Source organism: Thauera sp. (assembly GCF_035444905.1).
Classification (GTDB): Bacteria; Pseudomonadota; Gammaproteobacteria; order Burkholderiales; family Rhodocyclaceae; genus Thauera.
Window position 1 is genome coordinate 1 of record NZ_DAOMPS010000046.1, and the last position, 25,208, is coordinate 25,208.

General features: G+C 64.9%; 21 protein-coding genes and 2 pseudogenes. 15 read left to right on the forward strand and 8 right to left on the reverse strand.

Features of this window, described 5'->3' with window-relative positions; all coding sequences use genetic code 11:
- Window positions 1–23 precede the first annotated feature (23 nt).
- Window positions 24–962 (reverse strand): EAL domain-containing protein, encoded by a 939-nt coding sequence (locus tag PLC66_RS17165; protein WP_324542594.1) that lies wholly within the window; start codon window positions 960–962, stop codon window positions 24–26.
- Between PLC66_RS17165 and PLC66_RS17170 the strand changes: the two genes are divergently transcribed.
- Window positions 903–2,225, forward strand: a complete 1,323-nt coding sequence (locus PLC66_RS17170) for an ISL3 family transposase (protein ID WP_324542596.1) — start codon at window positions 903–905, stop codon at window positions 2,223–2,225. The two genes, PLC66_RS17165 and PLC66_RS17170, sit on opposite strands and share 60 nt — an antisense overlap.
- A gap of 4 nt (window positions 2,226–2,229) precedes the next feature.
- Here PLC66_RS17170 and PLC66_RS17175 read toward each other — a convergent pair whose 3' ends face one another.
- From PLC66_RS17175 to PLC66_RS17200, 6 genes are all read right to left on the reverse strand, one after another.
- Complete coding sequence (locus tag PLC66_RS17175; RefSeq protein ID WP_324542598.1) at window positions 2,230–3,747, reverse strand: diguanylate cyclase domain-containing protein; 1,518 nt, start codon at window positions 3,745–3,747, stop codon at window positions 2,230–2,232.
- Window positions 3,744–5,627 carry an ATP-dependent zinc metalloprotease FtsH gene (gene ftsH / locus PLC66_RS17180; protein WP_324542599.1) on the reverse strand — a complete coding sequence of 628 codons (1,884 nt, stop codon included), beginning with the start codon at window positions 5,625–5,627 and terminating at the stop codon, window positions 3,744–3,746. The genes PLC66_RS17175 and ftsH overlap by 4 nt, the downstream gene beginning before the upstream one ends.
- A 27-nt stretch (window positions 5,628–5,654) precedes the next feature.
- On the reverse strand, window positions 5,655–7,085 hold the full coding sequence (gene cls, locus PLC66_RS17185; protein ID WP_324542601.1) for a cardiolipin synthase: 1,431 nt from the start codon (window positions 7,083–7,085) through the stop codon (window positions 5,655–5,657).
- A 16-nt stretch (window positions 7,086–7,101) separates the two neighbouring features.
- Window positions 7,102–9,951, reverse strand: coding sequence for a heat shock survival AAA family ATPase ClpK (gene clpK, locus PLC66_RS17190; protein ID WP_057380095.1), 2,850 nt, complete (start codon window positions 9,949–9,951; stop codon window positions 7,102–7,104).
- Between the two features lie 93 nt (window positions 9,952–10,044).
- The gene (locus PLC66_RS17195) at window positions 10,045–10,614 is read right to left on the reverse strand and encodes an Hsp20/alpha crystallin family protein (RefSeq protein ID WP_324542606.1); all 570 of its coding nucleotides are present in this window, start codon (window positions 10,612–10,614) and stop codon (window positions 10,045–10,047) included.
- 35 nt (window positions 10,615–10,649) lie between these two features.
- A complete protein-coding gene (locus PLC66_RS17200; protein ID WP_012761384.1) occupies window positions 10,650–10,931 on the reverse strand; it encodes a helix-turn-helix domain-containing protein in 282 nt (93 codons plus the stop codon).
- A gap of 344 nt (window positions 10,932–11,275) precedes the next feature.
- Between PLC66_RS17200 and PLC66_RS22940 the strand changes: the two are divergent.
- Window positions 11,276–11,509: pseudogene (locus PLC66_RS22940) on the forward strand (IS110 family transposase); the annotation flags it as partial.
- 121 nt (window positions 11,510–11,630) lie between these two features.
- Here the strand turns inward: PLC66_RS22940 and PLC66_RS17210 are convergent.
- Window positions 11,631–12,060: pseudogene (locus PLC66_RS17210) on the reverse strand (transposase domain-containing protein); the annotation flags it as partial.
- Window positions 12,061–12,199: 139 nt separating this feature from the next.
- Between PLC66_RS17210 and PLC66_RS17215 the strand changes: the two are divergent.
- The 13 genes from PLC66_RS17215 (at window position 12,200) to PLC66_RS17275 (ending at window position 24,531) form a co-directional block, all read left to right on the forward strand.
- Window positions 12,200–13,108: a LysR family transcriptional regulator gene (locus PLC66_RS17215; RefSeq protein WP_196710557.1), complete on the forward strand. Its 909-nt coding sequence runs from the start codon at window positions 12,200–12,202 to the stop codon at window positions 13,106–13,108.
- A 539-nt stretch (window positions 13,109–13,647) separates the two neighbouring features.
- Complete coding sequence (locus PLC66_RS17220) at window positions 13,648–14,406, forward strand: hypothetical protein (RefSeq protein WP_003454930.1); 759 nt, start codon at window positions 13,648–13,650, stop codon at window positions 14,404–14,406.
- Between the two features lie 141 nt (window positions 14,407–14,547).
- Window positions 14,548–14,766 carry an AlpA family transcriptional regulator gene (locus PLC66_RS17225; RefSeq protein ID WP_006410661.1) on the forward strand — a complete coding sequence of 73 codons (219 nt, stop codon included), beginning with the start codon at window positions 14,548–14,550 and terminating at the stop codon, window positions 14,764–14,766.
- Window positions 14,767–14,806: 40 nt separating this feature from the next.
- Window positions 14,807–15,673 carry a ParA family protein gene (locus PLC66_RS17230; RefSeq protein WP_324542683.1) on the forward strand — a complete coding sequence of 289 codons (867 nt, stop codon included), beginning with the start codon at window positions 14,807–14,809 and terminating at the stop codon, window positions 15,671–15,673.
- The gene (locus PLC66_RS17235) at window positions 15,657–15,914 is read left to right on the forward strand and encodes a hypothetical protein (RefSeq protein ID WP_003454921.1); all 258 of its coding nucleotides are present in this window, start codon (window positions 15,657–15,659) and stop codon (window positions 15,912–15,914) included. Before PLC66_RS17230 ends, PLC66_RS17235 begins: the two co-directional genes overlap by 17 nt.
- On the forward strand, window positions 15,907–17,562 hold the full coding sequence (locus PLC66_RS17240) for a ParB family protein (RefSeq protein WP_324542700.1): 1,656 nt from the start codon (window positions 15,907–15,909) through the stop codon (window positions 17,560–17,562). The genes PLC66_RS17235 and PLC66_RS17240 overlap by 8 nt, the downstream gene beginning before the upstream one ends.
- 17 nt (window positions 17,563–17,579) lie before the next feature.
- On the forward strand, window positions 17,580–18,140 hold the full coding sequence (locus PLC66_RS17245) for a DUF2857 domain-containing protein (protein WP_324542702.1): 561 nt from the start codon (window positions 17,580–17,582) through the stop codon (window positions 18,138–18,140).
- Window positions 18,141–18,143: 3 nt separating this feature from the next.
- Window positions 18,144–19,328 carry an STY4528 family pathogenicity island replication protein gene (locus PLC66_RS17250; protein WP_324542704.1) on the forward strand — a complete coding sequence of 395 codons (1,185 nt, stop codon included), beginning with the start codon at window positions 18,144–18,146 and terminating at the stop codon, window positions 19,326–19,328.
- Window positions 19,329–19,566: 238 nt separating this feature from the next.
- Entirely contained in the window at window positions 19,567–20,319 is a 753-nt protein-coding gene (locus PLC66_RS17255; protein ID WP_324542705.1) for an OST-HTH/LOTUS domain-containing protein, read from the forward strand.
- Window positions 20,320–20,507: 188 nt separating this feature from the next.
- Window positions 20,508–21,296 (forward strand): PFL_4669 family integrating conjugative element protein, encoded by a 789-nt coding sequence (locus tag PLC66_RS17260; protein WP_324542164.1) that lies wholly within the window; start codon window positions 20,508–20,510, stop codon window positions 21,294–21,296.
- Entirely contained in the window at window positions 21,293–21,841 is a 549-nt protein-coding gene (locus PLC66_RS17265) for a DUF3158 family protein (protein ID WP_324542166.1), read from the forward strand. Before PLC66_RS17260 ends, PLC66_RS17265 begins: the two co-directional genes overlap by 4 nt.
- Entirely contained in the window at window positions 21,838–22,221 is a 384-nt protein-coding gene (locus PLC66_RS17270; protein WP_324542168.1) for a single-stranded DNA-binding protein, read from the forward strand. The genes PLC66_RS17265 and PLC66_RS17270 overlap by 4 nt, the downstream gene beginning before the upstream one ends.
- Window positions 22,222–22,515: 294 nt before the next feature.
- Window positions 22,516–24,531 carry a DNA topoisomerase III gene (locus PLC66_RS17275; RefSeq protein WP_324542707.1) on the forward strand — a complete coding sequence of 672 codons (2,016 nt, stop codon included), beginning with the start codon at window positions 22,516–22,518 and terminating at the stop codon, window positions 24,529–24,531.
- Window positions 24,532–25,208 lie beyond the last annotated feature (677 nt).

Below are 25,208 nucleotides of genomic sequence, written 5' to 3' on the forward strand. Positions count from 1 at the left end.
AGCAAGCCACATTTGCATATGTCCTATAAGGGAGCGTTAAGTTGAGAGCATTGCTGCCAGGTGTGTAGCCATTGCTCGAATTCATGCACCGGCATCGGATGCCCGATGGCATAACCCTGGCCCCACTCGCATCCCAGACGCAGCAGAATTTCTCCATGCTTGATGGATTCGACTCCCTCCGCGATGCAGTTCCTGCCAAACGACCTTGCCAGTGCCAGTAGCGCATCCAGGATGGCGATATCGTCCGGGTCCTCGAGCATGTCGCGTATGAAACCTTGGTCGATCTTGAGCAGGTACGCGGGCAGGCGCTTCAGATAGGTAAGCGATGAATAGCCGCTGCCGAAATCGTCGAGGGCAAAACGCAATCCCATCCTTTCGCACAGCGCCATCGACTGAGACACTTGAACGAAGTCCTCCACGGCGCTGGTTTCGAGGATTTCCAGTTCAAGGTCTTGCGGTTGGGCGCCGGGATGTCGTGACAACATACCCCGTAGATGCATGATGAAATCCGGTTGCAGCAAGTGCTCGGCATCGATATTCACGCTGATCGGGACATTTAGGCCGGCCTTGCGCCAAATTTCGATCTGGGTCAGCGCAGCCTCGATGGTCCATTTCCCCACAGCAATCCCGAGCGGATGATTCTCTATGAGGGGTAGGAAGGAGGCAGGAGATAACAAGCCACGCGCCGGATGTTGCCAGCGGATCAAGGCTTCGGCGCCCAGCACCTCACCCGTACGCATGTTGACCTTAGGTTGGAAATAAAGCAGGAACTGCCCATTGGCAAGTGCATTCTCTATGCTGTCCAATCCTGGCTCTATGCCGTTTCCAGTGGAAATTGACTTCTCAACAGACATGACGGTAGGTGGTAGAACCGCCCGAAGCTGACGCCGACCTTGCGCGCGATGAACAACCAGATCGAAGCCCTCTTCACCACCGCACTTGGCCTGCAGCCGCCGTGGCATGTCGCCAAGGTTGAGCTCAACACGGGCAAGCGGCGGATCGACTTCGAGGTCGAGCACACCGGCCGTCGGGCCGCGTGTCCGGCCTGTGGAGCCGAGCACCAGCTGATCCACGACCGCGTGCGGCGCAGTTGGCGTCACTTGGATTTCTTTCAGTTCGAAGCGTGGCTGCATGCCGAGATCCCGCGCGTGCAGTGCGACGGCTGCGGCAAGACCACGCAGCTGCCGGTGCCGTGGGCGCGTGAGGGGAGTGGTTTTACCTTGCTGTTCGAGGCACTTAGCCTGTCGCTGTGCCGGGAGATGCCGGTGCGCCAGGCCGCCAACCAGTTGCGGATTGCGCCCAAGCGCCTGTGGCGTCGGGTGCGCCATTACGTCGAGGTCGCCCGTGCCAGGGACGATATGTCGGGCGTGCGCTACGTCGGGATCGACGAGACCAGCGTCAAGCGCGGGCATGAGTACATCACCGTCGTGCATGACCTTGAAGCCAAGCGTCTGCTGTTTGCCACCCCGGGCCGCGATCACGCCACGTTGCAGGACTTTGCCCAGGACATGCGCGCACACGGCGGCAACCCGCTGGCCATCAAGCATGCCTGCATCGACATGAGCGCGGCCTACGCCAAGGGGATCGGCAAGTCGCTGCCCAATGCCCAGATCAGCTACGACCGCTTTCATGTCGTGGCGCTGGCCAACGCAGCGATGGACGAGGTGCGTCGCGAAGAAATGCGCAGCTCGGCGGTAGCGGTTCGCGAAGCGGTCGGCGCGCAGAGCAAGAAGACGCTGCGTCAGCTGCTGTGGGGCATGCGCAAGAACCCGGTGAGCTGGACCCGCGCCCAGTTCGAGGCGATGCACTGGCTGCAACGCTCGAACCTGAAGAGCGCGCGTGCCTGGCGCCTGAAGCAGGCGCTGCGTCTGGTCTATCGCGATGCAGCGGCGAGCAATAGCGAGGAGATCGCGCAAGGGGCCATGAGCAAATGGCTGAGCTGGGCGCGCCGCAGCCGCCTGGAGCCCTTCAAACGGCTGGCCCTCACGCTGAAAGAACACCTCGGTGGCGTCGTGCGCGGCATGCTCGACGGACGCAGCAACGCCTACGTCGAAGCGATGAACGGCCTGCTTCAACAGACGAAGACCGCCGCCCGAGGCTTCCGCAACATCGAGAACTTCATCGCCATGGCCTACCTGCGCATGTCCAAGCTCAAGCATCTGCCGCAGAACCCCCTGGTGCCGGCCGTCGCCCGCGACTACGGGCGCTACCGTCATGTCTGTTGAGAAGTCAATTTCCACTGGAAACGGCATAGAGCCCCAATCCTTCGTGCCGGAGGCGCAGCGTACGATCCTTCTCCGTATCGAAAACGTGATATCGATTCTTGCCAGCTTGCTTGGCAAAATACATGGCCTGGTCAGCCTGCCGCAGTAGCTGGTCGGCGTCGATATCTTCGGCTTGCGGGTAGTAGCTCACCCCGATACTCGCGCTCACTTCGCACAATGCGTCACCAATCGGTACGGGCTGCGCAGCTACCTCGATCAGGCGATCAAGAATCGGTACGCTGAGGGAAATATCCGGCAGGTCGATCAGAACAGCGACAAACTCATCACCACCAAGACGGGCCAAGGTATCGTCTTCGCGCAACACCTGCGTCATACGCCTGGACAGGACGGAAAGCAATTTGTCGCCGACTCCGTGGCCGTGCTGGTCGTTGACCTTCTTGAATCCATCCAGATCGATGAAGACAACCGCGAGGTGCATGCCACGCCGACGTGTCTGACGAATGGCCTGCTTAAGGCGGTCTCGAAGCAATAGTCGATTGGGCAAGCCGGTGAGCAGGTCGTAATGAGCAACGCGTTCAAGCTGTTGCTGGTTCTCCTTCAGCGCTGTGATGTCGGAAAACATGGCTGCGTAATGCTCGATATTGCCCCGCATATCCGGGACTGCACTGATCGTCAGCAGCGCGGCAAACTGACTGCCGTTCTTGCGTCGGCACCAGAGCTCTCCGTGCCAATAGTCGTGCTCACACAGAGCCTGCCAAACGGTCTGATAGAACTCATCGTCATAGCGATCGGACTCGAGCAGACGAGGTGTCTGACCCATTACTTCCTCCCGCGCATAACCAGTGATCACGGAAAACGCCCGATTGACGTTGACAATGTGGCCTTGAGCGTCCGTAACGAGGATGCCCTCTCCTGCGTGCTCAAAAACTTTAGCCGCAAGGCGAAGCTCTTCCGCGGATCTTCTGCGTGAGGTGACATCATGGATATAGCCGTGCCAGAGGATGCTCCCATCAGGCATGGCTTCAGGCGACGCCTCGCCTTCGACCCAGATCACCCGACCGTCTGGAAACTGCACTCGGTACTCGTCATGCCAAAGCGCGAGTGACTGCCCCGACGCCTGTATGGTTTCATGCACACGGTCGCGGTCTTCAGGATGGAGCGCAGCGAACGCAGGAGTGGCATCTTCAACAACATCCTCCGGTGCAACCCCGTATATTTCCTGTATCCTCGCGCTGGCATAAGGGAAGTGCGAGCTGCCGTCCGGACGAAGACGGTATTGGTAAAGCATACCGGGAACGTGGCTGGCCAACTCTTCTCGCTGTAGGCGCATAGAGTTCAGCGCCTGCTCGATCCTCTTGAGATCGGTGATGTCCTCTACCGTCGCTGTGGTCAGCTCGATGGGTTCTCCGGTGAAAAGCGGGTGCTGGCACCGCCCGCAATTGGGCTTCTCCGCCAACTTGTTGGCTGGCACGCGATTGATGGATTGGCAGCGTGGGCAGACGATATGAATGCTGCCACTCATGAGGTGGCTCCTTGGGACACAGAGGAAGTAATGGCTCCGGCAGTTGGGCCGCTGTGACATGGAGATTCGAGCTGTAGCCCTTGCGTCAGTTGCCGGATGCTGTGTTCATCCAGCGTTTCCCGTGCGAGCAGTTCGCGCGCGCACCGCTCCAGCACTTCTCGATTAATTTCGAGAATTCGGTATGCACGATCAAACACACCCATCACGATGTCACGGATGGCTTGGTCGATGCGTGTCTGAGTCGATTCGGCTACCCGGCAGCCACCCTGTACCAGTTCAGACGCATCAAGAAAACGCGGCCTCTGTGCCTCAAAAGCGACGTACCCCAAGCCTTCATCCATGCCGAAGCGCGTAATCATGTCGCGGGCGATGTCGGTGGCCCGCGCGAGATCGTCTGAAGCCCCTGTGGACAGCTCGCCAAACACGAGCTTCTCAGCCGCGCGCCCTCCCAGGAGCACGGCGATCTTGTGCTCCAGGTCGGCACGTGTCATCAGAAATCGGTCTTCGGTGGGCCGCTGCAGGGTGTAGCCGAGTGCACCGATGCCACGCGGAACGATTGAAATCTTGTGTACCGGATCGGTGCCGGGCAGCGCCAGCGCCACCAGCGCATGCCCCATCTCGTGATAGGCCACGGTTTCCCGCTCCTTCGGATTGAGCACACGGTTCTTCCTTTCCAGGCCGGCCACGATGCGCTCGATGGCGGCGGTGAAGTCTTGCAGTTCCACAGCCTGCGCCTTGCGCCGCGTCGCGTTCAGCGCTGCTTCGTTCACGAGATTGGCCAGATCAGCGCCGGAAAAGCCGGTGGTCAGCGCCGCCACCTGTTCCAGATCTACACCGTGGGCCAGGGTGATCTTCTTGACATGGACCTTCAGGATATCCAGGCGACCTTTCTTGTCGGGACGGTCCACCAGCACCTGACGGTCGAAGCGACCGGCGCGAAGCAAGGCCTGATCGAGGATCTCCGGCCGGTTGGTGGCTGCAAGGATGATCAGCCCGACCGAGCTGTCGAAGCCATCCATTTCGGTGAGCAACTGGTTCAGCGTCTGCTCACGCTCGTCGTGTCCACCGATCGGTCCTCCGACACCGCGTGCGCGGCCCAAAGCATCCAGCTCATCGATGAAGATGATCGCCGGCGCCTGCGCACGCGCCTGTTCGAACAGATCGCGCACACGGGCCGCACCCACGCCGACGAACATCTCGACAAACTCTGATCCGGAGATGGAGAAGAAGGGCACCGCCGCCTCGCCGGCAACAGCCTTGGCCAGCAATGTCTTGCCGGTGCCCGGTGGGCCGACCAGCAACACGCCCTTGGGAATGCGCGCCCCGAGCCGTCCATACTCCTGCGGATTCTTGAGGAAATCGACGATCTCAACCAACTCCGCCTTGGCTTCATCGACGCCAGCGACATCGGCAAAGGTCACGCCAGTGTTCTTCTCCATGAATACCTTGGCACGGCTCTTGCCGATGCTCAGGAAGCCACCCATGCCCTGCTTCTCGGCGAAGCGGCGGAACAGGAAAAACCAGACGCCGAAGAAGGCCACCGCCGGCAGAATCCAGGAGAGCACATCACGCAGCCAGGTGCTTTCCACCACCCGCGCATAGGGCACGTCGTACTTGGACAGCCGCTCGGCCAGGTCGGGTTCGACACGGGTGGCCACGATGGTGGTCTTGCCCCGGCTGTCCGGCGATTTCAGGCGCCCGGTCACCGTGCGGTCCGCCACCAGCACATCGGCGACGCGCCCCTCGGCCAGCGCCTTCTCGAATTCGCTGTAGGGCACGGGCTCGACGGTGTTGGCCGCCTGCCAGTAGTTCTGCAGCGTCAGCAGCAACAGGCCGGCGACGATCCAGTAGCCAATGTTCCATTGATCTTTCTTTTCCATGGGCAATGTTCCTCGCAAGTCATGTCGCTAGAGAATGGGGGTGAACAGACGGGCCACCCCGTCGCGCAAGCGGATGGCCAGCGGGCGGGCGCGCAACGCCTTCGCCGATATCTCGCCCGACGCATCACGAGCGGCATCAAAAAGGGATGACAGCCGCGTAGACAACGCGGTGTCGTACACCTCCACATTGAACTCGAAGTTGAGGCGCAAACTGCGCGCATCCCAATTGGCCGAACCCAGGCAGCACCACGCTCCGTCTACCAGCATCAGCTTGCTGTGGTCGAACGGGCCAGGCCGTTCGAAGATGCGCACACCGTGCTCCAGCACCTGCCAGTAGTGGGCGCGCGCGGCCCATTGCACCGTGGGATGGTCGCCGTTTGCGGGCGTCAGCACGTCGATACGCACGCCGCGCAACGCGGCCGTGCTTAGCGCCGCGATCATCGGCTGATCGGGGACGAAGTAAGGTGTCCAGATGCGCACCGAATGCTTCGCCGCGCTCAAAGCGCCCATGAAGGTCCAGCGCATCCTGTCCAGGGCCTCATCGGGACCGGCCTCGATGCCGCGCGCCCAAGAGGTCCCTTGCTCATCAGCCACTGCGGGCGATTCGCGCCAGAAACCCTCGCTGAGCCGCTCGCCCGTGGTATCGCACCAATCATCGGTGAAGCACTGCATCAGATGCGCAACCACCGGCCCGCGCAGACGAAAGTGCAAATCGTGACAGGCCTGGCCCGGCGCATCGGGCCGCCAATACCGGCTGAAGATGTTCAAGCCGCCGGTGAATCCCGTCTTGCCATCGATCACCAGCAGCTTGCGGTGATTGCGCAGATGCGCGGCGTGCAGGCGCGCGGGAATCAATGTCGGGTTGAACGTCGCCGCCGGAACGCCGGCGCGTTGCAAGGCGCGGTAGGCGCTGCGGGGCGTCCAGCGGGCATAGACGTCATCGATCAGCACCCGCACTTGCACGCCGCGCTCATGAGCCCGGCGCAGCGCATCGACGAACTGCGCCCCGATGCCTTGGCTGTCGAAGATGTACGAGGCCAGGGCGACGCTGTACCGCGCCGATTCGATGGCGGCGAGCATGGCCGGGTAGGCCTGCTCGCCATCGACAAGCGGCTCGATGCGGTTGCCGCCGGTCAGCGACTGGCCGGTGGCGCGTCCCACCAGGTGGGCCAGACCGGCAAGCGGCGGCGATACAGCCTCGGGCATCGTGGGCGAGAGGTCCTGCCGAACAGCAGGATCTGCCCCCGGGAAGAGCCGCCGCGCCCGCCGCTGGTAACGGTTGATGCCGAACAGCCCATACAGCAGCGAACCGCCCAGCGGCAACAAGGCGATCAGCAGTACCCACAGCGTGGCCGATCGAGGGTCACGCTTGTAGATGACCGCGTGCCCCGCTGTGGGGATAGCGACCGCCAGCGACACGAGGGTGGCTGCCCATGTCAGCCCGTTGGGGTCGGACACGACAGCCTCCCATCGCTCAAGATTCGCCGCCCGCTGACTTCTTCTTGCGCGCAGGCTTGCTCGCGTCGCTAGGCGGTGCCTCGGCCACGTTCGCGGCATCGGGCTTTTCAGGCTCGGCCGGCTTCGCGGGTGGCTCCTGGCGCTCGAAGACCACCCGTTCGGCCTTGTCGTCCCAGCGGGCGCTGGCGTGATCGCCCTTGCCGATACCGCCACCCAGCATCTCGCGCGCCAGTGCCGTCTCCAGCTCGCTGCGGATCAGCCGCTTGAGCTCACGCGCGCCGAACTCGGGCTTGTAGCCTTCCTCCGCGAAGTGATCGATCAAGGTCTGATCGAAGGTCAGCGTCACGCCCTGGCTGGCGGCGTTGCGGGCCACACGATCGAGCTGCAGGCCGACGATATGGCGGATCTCCTCCTTGCCCAGCGCATGGAAGACGATGATCTCGTCGATGCGGTTGAGGAACTCGGGGCGGAAGTGTCCGCGCAGCACGTCCATCACCTCGGACTTGGTCTTCTCGTATTCCTCGCCGGCGGCGCCACGGGCCTTCAGCCGACGCTGGATGATGTCCGAGCCCAAGTTCGAGGTGGCGATGATGATGGTATTGGTGAAATCCACCACCCGGCCCTTGCCGTCGGTGAGCCGCCCGTCGTCGAACACCTGCAGCAGGATGTTGTAGACGTCGGGGTGAGCCTTCTCGATCTCGTCCAGCAGCAACACGCTGTAGGGCTTGCGACGCACCTTCTCGGTGAGCTGGCCGCCCTCGTCATAGCCCACATAACCCGGAGGCGCGCCCACCAGGCGTGCCACGGTATGGCGTTCCCCGTACTCGGACATGTCGATGCGCAGCAGCGCACCTTCATCGCCATAGATGGACTCGGCCAGCGCCTTGGCGAGCTCGGTCTTGCCCACGCCGGTCGGCCCGAGGAACAGAAAAGTCGCCACCGGCTTGCTGCCTTCGCGCAGGCCCGCGCGCGACAACCGCACGGCATCGGCCACCGCGCGCACCGCTTCGTCCTGGCCCACCAGGCGCTCGTGCAGCCGCTGCTCCAGATGCAGCAGCTTCTCGCGTTCTTCCACCGTCAGCTCGTTGACCGGAATGCCGGTCAGGCGCGAGACGATCTGCGCGACATGCTCGGCCTTGACTTCGGCGCTGCCCGAGGCGCGCTCGCGTTCCCATTCCTCGACGAGCTTCTTGAGTTCAGTCTCCTTGGCCTCGATGCGCTTGCCCAGCTCGGCGGCCTTGTCGTACTGCTTGCGCGAGGCCACATAGTCCTGCTCACGCCGCAGCTGGTGCAGTTCGGACTCCAGCTCTTGCACCGCCACCGGGCGGGCCGTGGCCGACAGCTTCACGCGTGCGGCCGCCTGGTCGAGCAGGTCGATGGCCTTGTCAGGCAAAAAGCGCGCGGTGATGTAGCGGTCCGACAACTCGGCGGCGGCGATGATCGCATCCTCGGTGATGCTGACCTTGTGGTGCGCCTCGAAGGTGTCGCGCAAGCCGCGCAGGATCATCATGGTCTGCGCTACCGTCGGCTCGGGCACCATCACCGGCTGGAAGCGACGCTCCAGCGCGGCGTCCTTCTCGATGTACTTCTGATACTCGTTGAGCGTGGTGGCGCCGATCAGGTTCAGTTCGCCGCGCGCCATCATCGGCTTGAACACGTTGGCCACGTCCAGCCCGCCTTCGCCGCCACCCTGGCCTGCACCGACGATGGTGTGCACCTCGTCGATGAAGAGAATCAGCTCGCCCTGGTGCTCGGTCACTTCCTTGAGCACCTTCTGCACGCGCTCCTCGAACTCGCCGCGGTACTTGGCGCCTGCCACCATGGCGTTGATGTTGAGTTCGACCAGACGCTTGTCGCGCAGCGTCTCGGGCACTTCGCCGGCGACCATCCGCTGCGCCAGTCCTTCGACAATGGCGGTCTTGCCGACGCCGGGCTCACCGATCAACACCGGGTTGTTTTTCTTGCGCCGGGCCAGCACCTCGATGGTGGTCTCGATCTCCTGCGCACGGCCGATGACTGGATCGAGTTTGCCCTCGCGCGCCATCTTGGTGAGGTCGCGCGAGTATTTATCCAGCTCGGGCGTGTTGGTCGGCGTCTCGGCGCGGCCATCCTCGGCCCCTTTGCCGACCACCTTGCTTACCTGCTGGCGCAGCGCTTGCGGCGTGAGGCCGTAACGGCGCAGCAGGTTGGCCGCCAAACCTTCGCCTTCCTCGGCGAGCCCGATCAGGAAATGCTCCGGCCCGACATAAGAGTGGCCGAGTTCGTTGGAGGCCACGAAAGCACGGCTGAGCGCGTCCTTGACCCGGGGCGACACGCCGATCTCGCCCTCGAACGGCTTATCGCCGCGCTTGGCTTCGGATTCGATCTGGCGCTTGAGGTCATCGACCTTGATCTTGAACTGCCCCAGGATGGTCTTGACCACGTCGCTGTCGGATAGCGCCAGCAGCAGGTGTTCGGTATCGACTTCGGCGCGCCCGAACTCTGCAGCGTGTCGGGCGGCCTCCTGCAATAGGGCCTCGGACTGTTCGCTGATACGGCTGGCGAGCCCACTGCCGCGACGGCGCGCGGTGCCCGTACCGGCCGGGGCGGGTTCGCCGAACGAGGCATCGACGACCTCGTCGGTATCGGCTGCCATGGACGGTGCGTCGTCACCGATGCGGAAGAAGTCGCTGCCAAGGAAGTCTTCGAACAGCCCGCTGCGCGAGCCGAACAAGGCTTCCAGCGGTGAGACGGTGCGCTTTTGCTGGCGCACCAGTTGGCGATAGTGATCGTCACACAACAGCATGGTGCTGTGGCGACCATTGAGATTGGCTTCCACCCGCACCGTGGCGGGCTGGCCGCAGACTTGGCATTGTTTTCTGGCCATGCTGATGCTCCTGTAAAGATTGATATGACGAGGCACCGCCGATCACGGTGCCTCATCTCTTTGTGGTTTTTGAGAAAAACGCGCTGCCCCGCGTCAGCCGTTGATCGGGATCGAGCGCCCCTGCTTGGGCGTACTGGCCTCGCGCTTGTCCATCATGATCGTGAGCACGCCGTTCTTGAAAGCGGCCTTGATCGTGTCCTGGTTGGCATCGGCCGGCAGGTTCAGAGCGCGCTGAAAGCTGCCGTAGGAGCGCTCCACCCGGTGGAAACCGCCGTCTTTCGTTTCCTGCTCCTGACGCTTTTCACCGCGCACCAGCAGCACGTCGTTGTCGAGCGTGATCTGGATGTCTTTTTCCTCGACGCCGGGCACTTCCAGGGCGATCTTGTACTGCTTGTCGGTCTCCTGGATGTCCAGCGCCGGTTTCAGCAGGCCCGGCCATTCCGACGGCCAGCGTGGCATGGCCAGCGTCGGGAAACCGAAGCCTCGAAACGCGTCGTCGAACAGGCGATCGATCTCGCGATGCAATTGCAGGATGGGACTGACGGGCCCACCCGCCACCGGCAGGTCATTGCGCTGCACCGGCAGCGAGGCAGTGCTCTGTTGTTCTTCCTGCTCCTTCTTGAACCAGTTCCAGGGAGCCAACTTCTTGAAATCAATGTCCATGTCACACCTCCAGAAGAAAAATTGAAGACTCTCGCTCACTCCGTTTGCCTGCGGCGACGGACAGCGCGCCCAGACGACACGGAGTGTTCCGCTGACTTTGGCTGCTCATCTGTGCGTATCACCTCCTTCTTTCTGCCTGCTTGGATCTGATCATTGATCCATCGATCGATTTCACTTTGACGAAACCGCCACGTCCCGCCGACCTTGAAGGCCGGAATCTCCCCGTGCGAGGCGAGCCGGTAAAGCGTCCGCTTGCCGACTTTCAAGTAGGCAGCCAACTCGTCGAGTGTGAAGATCGCCTGCTGGCGCGCTGTCATACCACCCCCACAAGTTCCGTCGTCACGCGGCCTCGCCTGAGGAAATTCTTGCAAGACTTTGCAAGATATTGCGCCTAGCATGCCGAAAGTCAAGAGTCAACATACAGCGATCTGCTGGCCGATTGATGTGACTCAATCGTAAGCAGCCAGGAAACAAATGTTGGCTGCCACCACGATGGTGCTCCCCAAGTCATCAATCTGCAGCCATGCGAAAGGGGAAGTCCATGAACGAGATTGCCCGAGTCGGGGTGGATCTGGCCAAGCGGGTTATCTAGGTGCATGCGGTGGATGCGCGCGTGGTGGTTGCCAAGGCGCTGGCCGCTGACAAGTTTGCGGCCTGGTGCGCGCAGCTGCCTCCCGGCTGCCTGGTGGCCCTGGAGGCCTGCGGCGGTGCGCATCACTGGGCACGCAAGCTGCGCGGCTATGGGCTGGATGCGCGGCTGATTGCAGGCCACTTCGTCACGCCCTACCGCATGGCCGGCAAGGGACGCAAGAACGGTGCGGCCGATGCCGCAGCGATCTGCGAGGCGGCAACCCGCCCGCACATGCGCTTCGTGCCGGTGAAGCCGCCGGCGCAGACGCTGCTGACCAGCCATCAGCTACGCAAACCTCCCGATTCACTCACGCAGCTGATTCCTGCTTGCCTAGGGACGACCATGTAAGCGGCAGATGGTCGGAGTCCTTTGCGACCAGCACCTACGCGAGCAGCCCGGAGGTGGGGATGCCCTTGGCGATGATCTCCGCCGGGACCGGCACCTGGGTCAGCGTTCGGCACCTGTGCGCAGGTCCACTTGCCGCGGATTTGGCACTCGACCGTGAACACGCCCGGCGTGTAGTCCAGCTTCTCGCTGATGCGCTTGAGCGCACAGCCGCACGCGCAGCGGGTGTTCTCGGGCTCGTGGTGGCAGTCCACGCGCGGCAGGTCCGCCGGCAAGGCGGTGCGCTTAGGCATCGCGCCAGGCGTAGCCGGCGGCTTCTTCTTGCCCAGCAGTTCCTGGAGCTGCGCCTCAGCCGCGGCAAGGTCGGCGTCCAGAGCCTCGTCGAACAGCGCGCGTTGTTCGGCATCGAGCTGCTCGCTCTTCTTGCCGAACTTCAGGCGTCGCAGCTGGGCGATCTCGAACGAGAGCTTCGCCGTAGGCGCTGACATGGGCGAAAAGCATCCGAGCATCACCCCCCAGGATGGCTCTCATCTCGATACAGAGGTGAATCCTCCGCACTATTCGGCTCCCTACGATGATATGGACTGATCACATCGGTAGGGAGAAAGCATGAACTTACGCCATCTTCGCTGCTTCATCGCCGTAGCCGAGGAACTGCACTTCGGCCGGGCTGCTCGACGGCTGCACATCGAACAGTCTCCACTGTCGCGCACGATCCGCCAGATGGAGGCGGATTTAGGGGTGCCGCTGCTCAACCGCTTGCCACGCAGTGTTCGTCTCACACCGGCGGGACAGGTCTTCCTCGAAGAAGCCCGGCGCGTACTGCTGGCCTTCGAGCAAGCGCAGACCAAGGCACGCGCCGCAGCGAACCAGCGGAACACGCTGCGCATCGCACTATCTGGTGACATGGGGCAGGCCCGCTTGTCGGCGTTGCTTGCGCTTTGCCGCGAGGAGGCACCACAGGTCGGCATTCGGATATTTGAAACGCCACTGGTGCAGTTGGTGACTGGACTGCGCAACGACTTGTATGACGCAGGTTTTGCATTGGCTGGTGAAATGGACGCCGGCATCGTCGCCATGCCGGTGTGGCGAGACCCGCTGGTGGTGGCTTTGCCCGCTAGGCATCCGCTGCTGGCTTTCAAGGAAGTGCCGCTGGAGGAAGTGGCGAGCTATCCGCTGGTGCTGTGCGATCCCCAGGTCTGCGAAGGTTGCAGCCGGCAGCGCGAACGGCTGCTCCGCACGGTGGATGCGCAGCCGACGGTAGCCGAGTACGTCAAGACCCATTCCCTGATGCTGGCCCTCGTGGCCGCCGGCTACGGCGTGGGCTTTTCGAGCGCGGCGCATCTGGCGGGTTGCCATCAGGCCGATGTCGTCGTGCGGCCGCTGGCCGACGAGACCGCTTCGCTGACGACCTATCTACTGCGACCCGAAGGCGAAATCATGGAGCCGCTGCGGCAGTTCATCGACCGCGTGGAGCGTGTCGGACGCCCGCAAGGCACCGATCAACGCCCGATGTGACGCGGGGATTTTGGACGGTACGATTCCCTTTCGGTCTGGACCTTGACCCGCATTGCATCGGCGGCCGACCTTTTGCGTCACGGGCATGGATGGCGAATCGGGCCTATCCACCCGGCATCAAGCAAGGCACCTTCAAGCTGTCGAGGTCACTGCAGTGACGCAGAACGCATGAGCCCTTGCTGGATGCAAACCGGCTCAGCCGGAAGTCGCATTGGCGCTTTACCCCGCCCGTATTCCTACGAAAACTTTGCCCTGGTTTTCCGGTAAAGCGCGGCATCCCTTCCTGATCGAACTTGGATGCGCGGCTTTTCAGACCGTTGCGCCGGTAACAAGATTTTTCGCAGGTGCATTATGGTTGAGGTGTAGCGGGCACCGCAAGGAGGTTTGCCCCCTGCGTAACGCTCGGCGACATCGCCGCACCCAACGTCCACCACGATGCCGACCGGCTCGCGCTTCATCGGGTTCTTTGGGCAATCGCTGCGCCCATGTGGGCCGCGCGCGCTTGCCATGTGTCGATCCGACGATGGGAAGAGCGCGATATGCCGAAATCGAGCAGCCACGCCTTTGGCGCAAAGACGTACTACCGACCGATCGAGGCGGCCGTCCGCTGGTGCGGCCTCCTGCGCTTCGAGCAGCGTATTCTGGAAGCGCTGGAGCAGCGTGCCATGCCGGAGCCCGGCGAATTCCCGCGCTGGCCGCTGCTGCGCCTGTATGCCGAGCGCATCTTCGACGCGCTGACGCATGGCGAATTGCCCGGTGGCAAGGCCGGCATCGTGCTGGACTCGCAGCGGCCGGCGCTCGACGACCCCGAGTTGACCGTGCGCCACGTGGACTTGAAAGCGTGGATGTCGCAGTTCTACCCCGGCGATCGGCCGGGGTTTTTGTTTGACGGCATCGAACGCGCGGTGCATCCGGCGGTGAGCGTGGACACGCTCAACATTCTGCTGGCCGATCGCGAAGCAGCGAAGTCGCAACTTGCCGAACTTGCCCTGGTGCATGAAACGCTGCGCACCGCGCACGAAGCACTGGCGAAGGAACATGCCACGCGCGCGGCCAACGACGAACAGGCGCGCGAGCCTGGCCTGCGCAGCGAGACGACTTACCTCAACATCATCGGCGGACTGCTGACGCTGCTGCTGGGCAATTCGCCGTCAGGCGCGGCCTATTCGTCGTTCCGCAGCATGGATGCCGTGGTCAGCGCGCTGATCGCACACCATGAGGGGCGGCCGGGTCTCAGCGAGCGGACGCTGTGGAGCAAGCTCGCGCAGGCGCGGCGCCACCTGGAGGCGTCGCGCTGACGACGCGGCCAGCATGATGCCGATGCGGCGCACTGCAATTGCAGTCGCTGCTTCTGCAATTGCAGTGATTTCGGCGACCGCGGTGTATTGAATACGAGGCACTTTCCGAACAGCGCCAGTGAGCGTCAAGGAGTGTCTCTCATGTCTTCGCAGACCACCGCGCCGGCAGTGCCGGCCGAGCACCGCATCCTGCGTCGCGCTGAAGTCGAGGCCAAAACCGGCTTCAAGCGCGCGCACATCTACAGCCTGATGAAAGAAGGCAAGTTCCCCAAGGCGCTGCGCTTGGGCGTGCGCGCCGTGGGCTGGGACTCGGCGGAGGTCGAGCAATGGATCGCCGATCGCCTCAATGAGCGCGCCTGACGCTTTTCCTCGGTACATGCCATTCAACCGGGAGAAGCCCATGCAGGTGGTGTCCATCATTTCGACCAAGGGCGGCGTCGGCAAGACCACGACGGCGGCCAACCTGGGCGGCTTCGCGGCCGACGCCGGGCTGCGCGTGCTGCTGCTGGACCTGGACGTGCAGCCCACGCTGTCGAGCTACTTCACGCTGGCCGAGCGCGCGCCGGCCGGCATCTACGAGATGCTGGCCTACAACGAGCAGCGCGCCGAGCAACTGGTGTCGCGCACCGCGATCGAGCGGCTTGACCTGGTGCTCTCGAACGACGACCGCGGCGAGCTGAACACGCTGCTGCTGCACGCGCCCGATGGCAGATTGCGGCTGCGCCACCTGCTGCCCACGCTGGCGCCGCACTACGACCTGCTGCTGATCGACACCCAGGGCGCGCGCAGCGTGCTGCTGGAGATGGCGGTGCTGGCCTCGAACTTGGCGCTTTCGCCGGTGACGCCGGAAATCCTCGCGGCGCGCGAGCTGCGGCGCGGCACGCTGCAACTCATCGAGGACATCGCGCCGTACCGCCACCTCGGCATCGAGCCGCCGCCGCTGCACCTGCTCATCAACCGCGTGCATCCGGTGTCGTCAAATGCGCGGCTGATCCAGCAGGCGCTGCGTCAGGTATTCCAGGAGCAGCCTGGCGTGCGCGTGCTGGACACCGACGTGCCGGCGATTGAAGCCTATCCGCGCGCCGCGACGCGCGGCCTGCCGGTGCATCGGGTGGAATACCGCCAGCCGGCGGGCCACACGGCACCTGCCGCATTGGAGACCATGCGCGCGCTGGCCGGCGAGCTGTTCCCGGCGTGGCAGGAGCGCTTTGCGCTCGTCACCGGCCGAGGCGACGCGGGAGGGGCCGGCCATGGCCAGCGCACATGACCTGGCCCGCGGCCACAAGCGGCTGCGAGGGCTGATCGAGTTCGCCCTGGGAGAAGGTTGGAAGGTGGTGCGCACCCGCGGCGGGCACCTGCTGTTCACGAAGCAAGGCTGCGCGCCGATCTACACCAGCTCGACGGCGAGCGACCACCGCGCCGAGCGCAACGCCCGTGCGCAGCTTCGCCGCGCCGACCGACAGGCGGCCCAGGGTGTTGCAGCATCTCAGGAGAACGGCCGTGGCTGACCTGACGCCGCAGGACATGGCCGCCAATCTGCTGGCCTCGGGCTTCGAGCGCAACGGCCCTTCGGTCGCGGCCCTGAGCGACCCCATCGCCGACACGCCGATGGTGGTGACGCTGGACCAGTTGCGCCCCTACGACCACGACCCGCGCGTGACGCGCAACCCGGCCTACGAGGACATCAAGGCCTCGATCCGCGAACGCGGGCTCGATGCGCCGCCCGCGATCACGCGCCGGCCCGGCGAACCGCACTACATCATCCGCAACGGCGGCAACACGCGCCTGGCGATCCTGCGCGAGCTGTGGAGCGAGACGAAAGACGAACGGTTCTTCCGCATCCCCTGCCTGTTCCGCCCGTGGCCGCAGCGCGGCGAAGTGGTGATGCTGACCGGGCACCTGGCCGAGAACGAGTTGCGCGGCGGGCTCAGCTTCATCGAGCGGGCCTTGGGCGTGGAGAAGGCGCGCGAGTTCTACGAGCAGGAAATGGGGCGGGACAGCGGCCAGCCGCTGTCGCAGAGCGAGCTGGCGCGGCGGCTTACGGCCGATGGCTTCCCGCTGCCGCAGTCGCACATCAGCCGCATGCAGGACGCCGTGCACTACCTGCTCCCGGCGATCCCCACGCTGCTGTACGGCGGGCTCGGCCGGCATCAGGTGGAACGGCTCGCGGTGCTGCGCAAGGCCTGCGAACGCACCTGGGAGCGGCGTGCCCTGAGGCGCAACCTGTCGATGGACTTCGCTACGCTGTTCCAGGACGTGCTGGCGCAGTTCGACACGCAGCCCGACAACTTCTCACCGCAGCGGGTGCAGGACGAGCTGGTCGGCCAGATGGCCGAGCTGCTGGAAGCGGACTACGACACGCTGGCATTGGAGGTCGATGACAGCGAAAGCCGTCAGCGAGCATTGACCAGCGAGCCGGCCGCGCCGAACCCGGCAACGCCTGTCGCACCTGCGGCGCCAGCCATCACGCCGCAACTGCCGCCCGCGGCGCCGACGCCACGGGGCACCTCGCCCGCCGCGCCACCGGCAGAGACACCCTCGGCACCACCTGCCGCTGCACCAAACGACCGGGACGGGCAGCGCGACGAGCGCCTGCAGGGGCACATCGTGACGCCGGCCCCGACCACCGAGCGCCTGCAGTCCATCCAGCGGATGGTCGCGGATCAGCTCGGCGACAAGCTACCCGACTTCAAGGCAGATGTGCTGCGCGCGATCCCGGTGCAGGTTGGCGGGCTCTTTCCCATCTCGGATGTCTGGTACATCGAGCCGGGCCTGGACGTGCCGGATCGCCTGCGCGTGCACATCGCGCAGTTCGCTCGCGAGATCGCCGAGGAAGCGGCGGTGGCCGACCACATCGAAGCCAGCGATGGCGGCATCGGCTTCGTCTGCGTGACGCCGGCCGTGGGCCAGGCGAACGTGCTGCCGGCTTTTGCTCGGGCGGTGCTGACCCTGCTGCACGCGCTGAGCGTCGCACCGGCATCCGCGACCGGGCTGGATCGCGCGCGGCTGGCCGATGACCTTGGGCCGCTGCTGCATGGTCACGGCGGCTTGGCCACGCGCCTGAGCGATGCCGGGCTGGTAAAGCTGTTCCGTCTGCTGCGCCTGGCGCGCCGGCTGCTGGATCTGGAAGCCGGTGACCCGGGCCACGTGTCTTGAGCGCTGAGGAGGCTCCCATGTCGGCATCGCATCCGCTCAATCAGGCAGTCATTGCCCAGGCGCTGCACGATCTTCACAACGGCCAGCTGCGTCGCTGCAAGGCGATGGGCTTCGGCGAGGAGGAACTGGATGCGCTGAAGCGCCCCGAGCTCGTGAGCATGCTCGTGAATGCCACTGTGTCGTGGTGTTCGGTGTCGGTGAACCGGGAAGTGTTGAAGCGGCTGCTGAGCCAGGTGCACGACGTGGAGCGGGAGATCGCCACGGTGGACCGCATGCTGCGCCTGGGGGCGAGCACGGAGATGGTCAGCAAGTTCTACGGCCTCACGCATCAGGAAGTGGCGCTGCGTCGCGACATCCTCGGACTGCCCAAGCGCAAGGGCTGGCATCCGGTGCTCGACGAGGCGCAGGACGTGGCCTTGTGGGAACGCTGGAAGGCCGGCATCACGGAGCGGCACATCGCACTGAACGACGACATGGCGATGCTGGCGCTGACCATGGACCTGGCCGAGGCCATGACCCTGCCCATGTCGGTGATCTGGTCGGCGATACGGAACTGGGTCGACCAGGGGCTGGTGTAGGCCATGACGACGGGCGACGCTCCACGGCGTGATGGCCCGGTTGCGCTGTCGGCGTTGTTCGACGAGGCGCTGCGGCACCTTGAGCCGAAGGAACCGGCGCAGGGCACGGCGCCGAGCCAGGACGGTTTTCTCTACAGCGGCAACCGACACGAGAGCGTGCCGCGCGCGCTGTTCCTCGACCGGCGCCTGACGCCGCTGGAGCGCAATGCCTGGCAGGTGTTCCGCCTGCAGCTCAACGACGACGGCGTGACCGCCTTTCCCACCTACGACCAGCTCCGCCCCTATCTGGCGTCCATGCCCTGTGCGACGCAAGCCTCGCACGAGACCGTGGCGCGCGCCTTGACGCTGCTGCGGCTGACGCGCTGGCTCAGCCTGGTGCGGCGGCGGCGCGATCCCAAGACCGGCCGCATCCAAGGCAACCTCTACGTGTTACACGACGAACCGCTGTCACCCTTCGAGGCGATGCAGCTCGACCCCGACTACCTGGGCCTGGTGAGCCAGGCGCTCACGCACGCGGCGAAGGCAGTGCAGATCGTGGGCATGAACACGCTGCGAGAGATCGCCGAAGACCCGCTGCTCAGCGGGCGCACGCTGCCGACCCGCCTGCAGGTGCTCGCGCAGCGCATGGCACGGCATGGCTGGACGACGCAAGGTTATCCACAGGAGGGGGCGGACCACGAATCCGAAGAAGGCCAGGAAGCCCTGCTTCGGAATGGCGCGCGCCTGTCTTCGGAATCCGAAGCAGGGCCGAAACCTGCGCCGGACGGCTCTCTTCGGATTCCGAAGGAGGACCGTACAGTACGTAATGATCGTATAAATGAAGTACGTACAGTACCGCGCGCGAGGGCCTTGCAGAACCTGCGGCTGCCCGAGCGTTTCCTGCGCTTGAAGGACGAGCAGCAGGCCGGCGCGCTGGTGGCGCTGCAGCGGGTGGACGAGGCGCAGAGGCAGGCCGTTCTCGACGAGTGGGCGGCACGCTGCCACAACAGCGCGGTACGCAACCCGGCCGGCTACCTGTTTGGCATCATCCAGAAGGCGATCCGCGGGGAGTTCAAGGCCTGGGCCGGAGAAAGTGCATCGGCGGCGCCAGCGTCCCCGCCGTCGTCACCACCGGCATCCCGTGCGGCTGACCCCGAGGTGGCACGTGCCTACCTGGCACAGCTCCGAGAAGCCTTGCGTGATCGCTGATGTTGACTATCCCCAAGGGATAGCTGGAACAGACACCTTTCCGCCGCGCTCAATTGTCGCCCGCCGAACGACAGGCGAAACTGTCGCCTGTGAATCAGACGAGGACAGCCACGCACGAGCCCGGCCGATGATGGACATGACGACTTCCCCCGTCACAAACGTACTGCAACCACTGCAGCGAGACGTTCAGCGCTTGCTGGGCAGATGCCTGTTGCGCCTTCAACAATACGAGCGCCTCATGAAAGCCATCGTGGCGCACCACGAGATTTCAGGCCCGGCGCATTCGCTGGAGGCCATTCGCACAGCGCGGATCGAAGATGCCGCGACCAAGACCCTGGGCACGTTGGTCGGACAACTGTTTGGCTCGTATGTCGTCACCGATGGAAATGGTGGCAAGGAACACGACGACGATCTCCCCGGCGACGTAATTTCCTTTCGCACGCGCGTGCAACTGAGCCTGTCTGCGCAGGACTACGCCAAGACCCAGGCCGACCTCAAAGACCTGGTGTCGCTGCGCAACACCCTGGTGCACCACTTCATCGACCAGCACGATCTATGGACCGTGGACGGGTGCCGCGCTGCACAGGACGAACTCGGTTCCGCCTATACGCGCATCGATCAACACTTCGAGCAGCTGCGCGGCTGGGCCGAGCACATGGATCAGGCGCGGCGCCTGGCAGCGGAGTTCGTCCAGTCGGATGTATTCCACGACCTGGTGGTCAATGGCATCGCGCCGGACGGCACGGTGGACTGGCCGGCCGCGGGCATCGTTCGCGCGCTGCGCGAGGCCGCCGCGCAGTTGGCCGTCGAGGGCTGGACACCCATCGCCGCCGCTGGCCGCTGGATCGCGGATCGGCATCCCGAGCAGCTTCCAGCCAAGTACGGCTGCAGCAGGTGGCGGCAGGTGGTGCACGAGTGCCGGCTGTTCGAGCTTCGCTACCGTGAGGTGGAGGGGCAACGGGCCGCTTGGTACAGACCTCGCGAGGCATAGCCCCGCAACGCGGTCTCACCTCCGCGCGAGCCGCGAACAACTCCGCCGAGCTATCCCCAGGGGATAGCCGGCACACACAGCCTTCCGTGCCGAACAAACCGGGCGCGCGTGGGCTGCGGTTTGTTGACTGACAGCCTTCCGGCCGATGCCGATGCTGGTGACTCGCCCCTTCACCGCGAGTCGCTCCCATGGCCAACGAACGCACAGAACCCCTGCAACTGAATCTCGGATCGCTGCGCAGCGCGATGTCGCTGACGCTGCACACGCACCACGCCTCGCGCATCTGGCACGGCCGCGCACCGACCGAGGGGCGTCCCGGCATCATCGGTCTCAACGGTTTCATCGGCGCCATGAACAAGATGAAGCGCGGCGCGGAGCAGGACGACCCGTACTCGGACTGGTGGATGTTGCGGATCGAGGACAAGCTCGCCGACACCAAGACCCGCCTGCAGACCCTGCGCGAACAGGTGGATCAGGCCCTGGCCGACGTGCCACCGGCGCTGTCGCTGGGCGAGAACATGAATGTGCAGCCGGTGAAGCTGCCGCTGTTCGTGAATGCGCAGCTCGGCTTCATGGCGGTGTATCTGCTGGCCGACTACGACGACCTGGCACGCAAGCTCATCCTGGCGCACCACACGGCGCTGATCGACCGCAGCACCTTGGAGCGCTGGCTCAATGAGGGCGCACACGCGCTGCGCAGCCTGTTCTCGCTGGCCCAGCAGTACCGCTACTCGGGCACGACGCGCGACGACTTCGCGGCGAAGAACGCGGCGGCGCGAGCGGCGCTGGAGAAATTCGGCGAGCTGCCACAGCAGGTGCTGGAAGGCACGCACCGCTCGCGCTTCGCGCCACCGATCGCGCGGCGGACGAACAAGCACGACACGCCGCCTGCTGCACCCGTCCTCGAGCCCGATGCCCCGGTGCATACGGGTGGCGCCTCCGATGGTAGGGCAGGTGACGAGGGGGGCGGCGCATGACAGCGTCGGGCCCCAACAGCCACGCCACGCGCTTCGTGGCGCTGGAACAGGCGGACTTCCAGCGGCTGGAACACGCAGGCTACCTAAAAGGCCTTTTACAGCCTTTTAAGGGTAAGGGGAGTCTGGAGAACTGGGTCAGCCAGTGCACGGCGCTGCGTGACGGCGTGATCGGCCTCGCACAGCGACGCGTGTTGCCCCAGGCGCGCGCCTACCCCTTCAGCCTGCTCGGCGTGCAACTGGCCCAGCAGACGACTGGCGCAGGGACGACCTTCCTGCGCTGGCGCAATCTCGACCGTTCTTCAATGGGCGTGGCGTTGTGGGAGGCTCTGCTGGCCAACCCCGCGACGCCGGCCGCGCTGATCGACGAGCTGTACGCGATGGAGCTGCAGCGCATCGTGCTGAACATGCAGATCAGCCTCACTCACAGCATCGCTCGCCAAGCCCAGGCGTGCGCCAGCAAGGCCGCGCAGGCCGAAGCGGCTTACCTGCGCCGTGTCCACGGGCATACCGCGCCCGTTCCATCCACCACCAAGGAGTCACCATGAGCACGCACTTCGTCGGCGAGGGCAACATCGGTTCTGCGCCGGACTACCGCGAATTCCCGAATGGCAACGACGAGCCGCGCCGGCTGGTGCGACTGAACGTCTATTTCGACAACCCGATCCCGAAGAAGGACGGCGAGTACGAAGATCGCGGTGGCTTCTGGGCGCCGGTGGAACTGTGGCATCGCGACGCCGAGCACTGGAGGGCGCTGTACCAGAAGGGCATGCGCGTGCTGGTCGAAGGCCGCGCCGTGCGCGACGAGTGGGAGGACGCCGACGAGAACGAGCGCGTCACCTTCAAGATCGAGGCCCGGCGCGTGGGCATCCTGCCGTACCGCATCGAGTCGGTGGCGCTCAGTGCCAAACCGGCCGGCGGACAGTAGTTCGCCCATCGTCGTTTCCCCGAGGGCGGCTGTAGCAAGCGTCATACGCCCGCGATGCACCAACGAGCTATCCCCTGGGGATAGCTCCAAGGTCGTCCAGGGCGTTCCAGCCGCCCTCCCGAAACGACGCTCTTGCCGTGCCAACTTCCGCGGTCTATCCGCACCTTTGCAGCAACGGACCGCCTGCCAATCGCAAAGCGGTGTTCGCACCAATCGGCTTCCTTGCTGCTGGCATCTCCGGATCCCGCCAAGCTGACCCTCATCCGATGAACCGCACCTTCACAAGGAGGCTTCATGCGCGTGTTCCTGTGCGAGAAGCCGTCCCAGGGCAAGGACATCGCCCGTGTGCTGGGCGCCGGCCAACGCGGCAACGGCTGCTACACCGGTGTGGATGTCGTCGTGACCTGGTGCATCGGTCATCTGGTGGAGGCGGTTCCGCCCGAAGGCTACGGCGAGCAATACAAGCGCTGGGCCATCGAGCAACTGCCCATTCTTCCTGAGCGTTGGCGGGTCGAGCCCAAGGCGGCGACCGCAGCGCAGTTCAAGGTGGTGCAGCTGCTCGTCGCCAAGGCGAGCGAACTGGTGATTGCGACCGACGCCGACCGCGAGGGCGAGATGATCGCCCGCGAGATCATCGACCTATGCGGCTACCGCGGTCCGATTCAGCGCCTGTGGCTGTCGGCGCTCAACGATGCGTCGATCCGCAAGGCGCTGGGGGCGCTCAAGCCGTCCGCCGAGACGCTGCCACTGTATTTCTCCGCACTCGCCCGATCGCGCGCCGACTGGCTGATCGGGATGAACCTGAGCCGCTTGTTCACACTGCTGGGGCGCCAGGCCGGCTACACCGGCGTGCTGTCGGTGGGGCGCGTGCAGACGCCGACGCTGAAGTTGGTCGTGGATCGTGATCGCGAGATCGCGCGCTTCGTCTCCGTGCCGTATTGGACCGTGGATGTGCTGCTTGTCCATGCCGGCCAGTCCTTCACCGCGAGCTGGATGCCGCCCGAAGGCAGCACGGATGCAGCGGGTCGCTGCCTTCAGCAGGCGGTGGCGCAGCAGGCTGCGGACCGCCTTCGCGCGGCACGCGATGCGCAGGTCGTGTCGGTGAACACCGAGCGCGTGCGCGAGGCACCGCCGCTGCCGTTCGATCTGGGCACCCTGCAGGAAGTGTGTTCGCGTCAGATCGGCCTCGAGGTGCAGGAGACACTCGACATCGCGCAGGCGCTGTACGAGACGCACAAGGCGACGACCTATCCGCGCAGCGACTCGGGATATTTGCCCGAAAGCATGCTCGCCGAAGTGCCGGCGGTGCTCGATGCACTGCTCGCCACCGATCCCAGCCTGCGACCCTTGGTCGGCCAGCTCGACCGCAACCAGCGTTCGCGCGCCTGGAACGACGGCAAGGTGACGGCGCACCACGGCATCATCCCGACGCTGGAGCCCGCCAACCTGTCGGCCATGAACGTGAAGGAGCTGGCCCTCTACCGGCTGATCCGCGCCCATTACCTCGCGCAGTTCCTCCCGCACCATGAGTTCGACCGCACGGTGGCGCAGCTCGCTTGCGGCGGTCAATCGCTCGTGGCGGTGGGCAAGCAGATCGCCGTGATCGGCTGGCGCCAGGTACTGGCGACACCGGAGCCGGACGCTGCCGATGGAGAGGATGCGCAGCGCAGCCAGGTGCTGCCGCCACTGGCGAGCGGATGGCGCTGCGGGGTCGAGCAGGTCGAGCTGAAGGCGTTGAAAACGCTGCCGCCCAAGCACTACACCCAGGGCGAACTGGTCAAGGCGATGAAGGGTGTAGCCAAGTTGGTGGACGACCCGTGTCTGAAGCAGAAGCTGAAGGAGACGACGGGCATCGGCACCGAGGCCACGCGCGCCAGCACGATCACGGGCCTGCTCGATCGCGGCTACCTGCTGAGGAAGGGCCGCGCCATCCGCGCGTCGGATGCGGCCTTCACGCTCATCGACGCCGTGCCGGCCGCCATCGCCGATCCCGGCATGACCGCCATCTGGGAGCAGGCGCTCGATATGATCGAGGCCGGCCAGATGACGCTGGACACCTTCATCGCCAAGCAATCCGCCTGGGTGGCCCAGCTCGTGCAGGAGCATCGGGGCGCGACGCTTTCCACCCCGCTGCCGCCTTCGCCGCCTTGTCCGCAGTGCGGCACGCAGATGCGCCAGCGTGCCGGCAGGAATGGCGCGTTCTGGTCATGCAGCCGTTATCCAGACTGCACGGGCACGCTGCCGCTCGAGTCCTCGGCAAGCAAGCGCGAAGCGCCACGGAAGCGGCGCGCAGTACCCAAGGCGTCCTGACGCCTACGCATCCCTCTGCGACGCCGGCCGCTTTCCTGGCGGCGGGGCAAACGTCCCGCGGGTGGCGGGACTCCCCAGCGCGCGTCTCCTTCTGCAACGGTGTGCGCGCCCTGTCTGCCCACCACCGGGCGACGGGGCGAGAAGGTCATTGCTCCCGAATCGCGCCCGCCGCCATTCCCTTGATCGGTGTGCCTTGCCTCGGCCATCAGGGGCTTCCCGACGGCTTGCCGCCGAGCGAGCCGTGAGGAAGCCCCTTGGGCCGAGGGTAGTCCGTGCCGGTGCCCGCCGGCGAAACATCGGGCTCCCTTTGTGTGTGGATGCACGCCAGAGGTTGCCGACCCCAGCCACGAAACGGGTCGGGTGCGATTGCTGACGCAGCGAACGGCTTTGACGACGGCCAGCGCTGATGCAGCCCACAGGTGGTTCTCCTTCCTTCCCAGCCGAAGGCCCGCGTGGCCTTCGGCGCCCTGGTCCTGGCCTTGTTCCCTGATGCGGGCCATTGCCCCAAAGCGGGCCGGCCGCTGTTCGGTTTTCGCTGCGACGGCACCCATGCTGCGCGCCCATCCTGCGGCCATGCGTTGCTGGCAGTTGTCAGCGCCATGCCCAGGCAGTCGAGACCTTCAAGACTGCAGCGCGGATCACCGTGCTGGTCGTTTCGTTCTGCGGGCGCACCTGCG